Here is a 3,128-nt window from a genome sequence, read left to right on the forward strand (position 1 = left end):
ACCGTCCCGAACTCAGTCCGGAACAACGACCCCGTCGGACACACATCCAAACAAGCCGCATGCGTACAGTGCTTACAAACATCCGACATCATCAACCACCGAAAATCGGTACGCTCCTCCACACCCGTACCCCGCCCCGGCGGCTGCGCCCCCGGCATCCCCAGAAACTCCGGGCCGGCCGACATCCGGGCCGCCGCCGCGGGTGAGCCGGTGGGCAGGCCCGGATCCGTACCGGTGTCGGTGCTGGTGAGCGCGCCGAGCGCGGCCGTCGTCGGGCTGACCGGCGGCCCGTCCGGCTCGTCCGCGAAGGCGGGTGTCGCCCAGCCGGCCGGCCGGGGCTGCTCGACGAACGCGACGTGCCGCCACGAGTTCGCGGTCAACGCGCCGGTGTTGTCGTACGACATCCCCAGCAGGTCAAGGCCACTCTCCGGCACCCCGTTCCACTCCTTGCAGGCCACCTCGCACGCCTTGCAGCCGATACACACGCTGGTGTCGGTGAAGAACCCCATCCGCGGTGGTGCGTCGACGTAGCCGGCGTCGGGCGCCGGGTCGAGCGGGCCGTACAGGCTGTTGGCGCTCGGCATCATCGGTCAGACCTCCTGGTCCTTGCCGCTGTCGGCGACATCGGTCGTGACCAACGGTGGGTAGTGCGGGCTGAGGTCTCCGGAGCGTCGCCGGTAGTCGACGACGAGGTTCAGCAGTTCCCGCCCTCTCGGGCGGCGGCCGGGCTGGACGTCGCAGGTGCCGACCTTGCTCTCCTGGATCAACACGTTCGGGTCGAGGCTGATCCCGAACAGGTCGTTGGCCGAGTCGCCGGTCACCAGACCCTCGAAGCCGAAGTGGTACGGCAACCAGACCTGGTGGATGATCCGACCCTCGACCCGCAGTGGGGTGAGTCGGTCGGTCACCAGCACCTTCGCCTCGATGGCCGCGCGGGTGCTGACCAGGTGGGCCCAGCCCAGGTGGTGCAAACCGCGCTCGGCCGCCAACTCCGGCGACACCTCGACGAACATCTCCGGTTGCAGCTCGGCCAGGTGCGGCACGGTCCGGCTCATCCCACCCGCGGTGTGGTGCTCGGTGAGCCGGCTGACCGTGAAGATGTACGGGAAGACCTCGCTGTGCGGCTCCGGTGGGCTCGGGTTGAGCGTGTTGATCGGATGGGTGTAGACCTTGCGGGTCGGGTTGGCCTGCTGCCGGTACAGCGGGTTGCGGACCGGCGACTCGACCGGCTCGTAGTGGGTCGGCATCGGCCCGTCGAGGACGCCGGTGGGCGCGTACAGCCAGCCCTTGCCGTCGCCCTGCAGGACGAACGGGTCGTCGCCGGCGATCCCCTGCACGCCCGAGGCATCCAGGGGCGGCCGGTAGGACGGCGGCTTCTTCTTCTCGAAGTCCGGCACGTCGTAGCCGGTCCACTCGGACTTGTCCGCGTCCCACCAGACGTACTTCTTGCGTTCGCTCCACGGGTTGCCGTCCGGGTCGGCGGAGGCACGGTTGTAGAGGATGCGTCGGTTCGCCGGCCAGGCCCAGCCCCACTCCGGAGCGACATATGACTGCTCCGAGCCGGGCTTGCGGCGGGCGGCCTGGTTGACGCCGTCCGCGTACACGCCGGTGTAGATCCAGCATCCGCCGAGGGTGGAGCCGTCGTCCTTCATCTCGGTGAACGTGGACAACGGTCGACCAGTGGCCACCTCGTAGCCGTTGATCTCCCGCAGCACCGCCTCGGCGCTCGGCTCGGCGTCCGGCCCGTGCGTCGGGTAGTCCCAGTTGAGATCGAGCAGCGCCCGGTCGCGCGGCAGCGTCGACTGCGCCAGCCGTTCCCGGATGACGCGGCCGAGGTGGTAGAAGAACCACAGCTCGGAGCGGGCGTCGCCTGGCGGCTCGACGGCCTTCTCCCGCCACTGCAGCAGCCGTTGGGTCTGGGTGAAGGTGCCCTCCTTCTCGACGTGCGAGGCGGCGGGCAGGAAGAAGACCTCGGTACGGCACTCCTCCGGCACGATCTCGCCGGTCTCGATCTCCGGCGCGTTCTGCCAGAAGGTGGCGCTCTCGATCATGAACAGGTCGCGGACCACCAACCAGTCCACGTTCGCCATGCCCAGCCGCTGTGCGCGGCCGTGCGCCGAGCCGACCGCCGGGTTCTGCCCCAGCAGGAAGTAGCCCTTGATCTTCCCGTCGATCATGTCCAGCACCTGCTGGTAGGTGCCGTGATCCCCGGTCATCCGCGGCATGTAGCCGTAGCAGTAGTCGTTCTCGGCGGTGGCCGCGTCACCCCAGTACGCCTTGAGCAGGTTGACCCCGTAGGTGCGGGCGTTGCCCCAGAAACCCTTTTGCCCGGGGTGGGCGATGCTGTCCACCCACTCGTCCAGCGTCGGGTGGTTGGCGTGGTGTGGCATCGGCAGGTAACCGGGCAGCAGGTTGAACAGGGTCGGGATGTCCGTCGAGCCCTGGATGCTGGCGTGCCCGCGCAGCGCCATCACGCCACCACCGGGACGACCCACGTTGCCCAGCAGCAGCTGGATGATCGCGCCGGTACGGATGTACTGCACCCCGACGCTGTGCTGCGTCCAGCCCACCGAGTAGACGAGCATGCTGGTGCGTTCCCGGCCGGAGTTCGCCGTCCAGGCCTGCGCCAGCTCCAGGAACTTCTCCTGCGGAATGCCGCAGACCCGCTCCACCATCTCCGGCGTGTACCGGGCGAAGTGCCGCTTGAGGACCTGGTAGACGCAGCGCGGGTGCTGCAACGTCTCGTCCCGCTCGGTCTGGGCCCCGACCGGCGCACCGTGCGACTCGTGCTCCAGCCCGGCGGCGGTCTCCCGCTGGGTCTCGGTGTCGCGGGTCACGGCGTCCTGCGCGTGCCCCTCGTAGCGCCAGCTGGCCTGGTCGTAGCTGGCGTTCTCCTCCTTGAAGCCGGAGAAGAGACCGTGCAGATCCTCGGTGTCGCGGTACTCCTCGGTCAGGATCGTGGCGGCGTTGGTGTACGCGACCACGTACTCGCGGAAGTCCAGCTCGTTGTCCAGGATGTAGCGCACCACCCCACCCAGCAGCGCGATGTCCGTACCCGCCCGGATCGGCAGGTACGAGTCCGCCAACGCGCTGGTCCGGGTGAACCGCGGATCGACGTGGAAGACCTT

At 68.8% G+C, this 3,128-nt stretch carries 2 protein-coding genes; both read right to left on the reverse strand.

What is annotated here, in order from left to right; translation table 11 throughout:
• Positions 1-584: 4Fe-4S dicluster domain-containing protein (locus ACFQGL_RS32110; RefSeq protein WP_377516407.1), on the reverse strand; the 584-nt coding region annotated here is incomplete at its 3' end.
• 6 nt (positions 585-590) lie between these two features.
• The coding region (gene fdh, locus ACFQGL_RS32115; RefSeq protein WP_377516408.1) for a formate dehydrogenase at positions 591-3,128 on the reverse strand (2,538 nt) is incomplete at its 5' end.

It is taken from the genome of Micromonospora vulcania, from assembly GCF_042658605.1.
GTDB classification, from domain to species: domain Bacteria; phylum Actinomycetota; class Actinomycetes; order Mycobacteriales; family Micromonosporaceae; genus Micromonospora; species Micromonospora vulcania.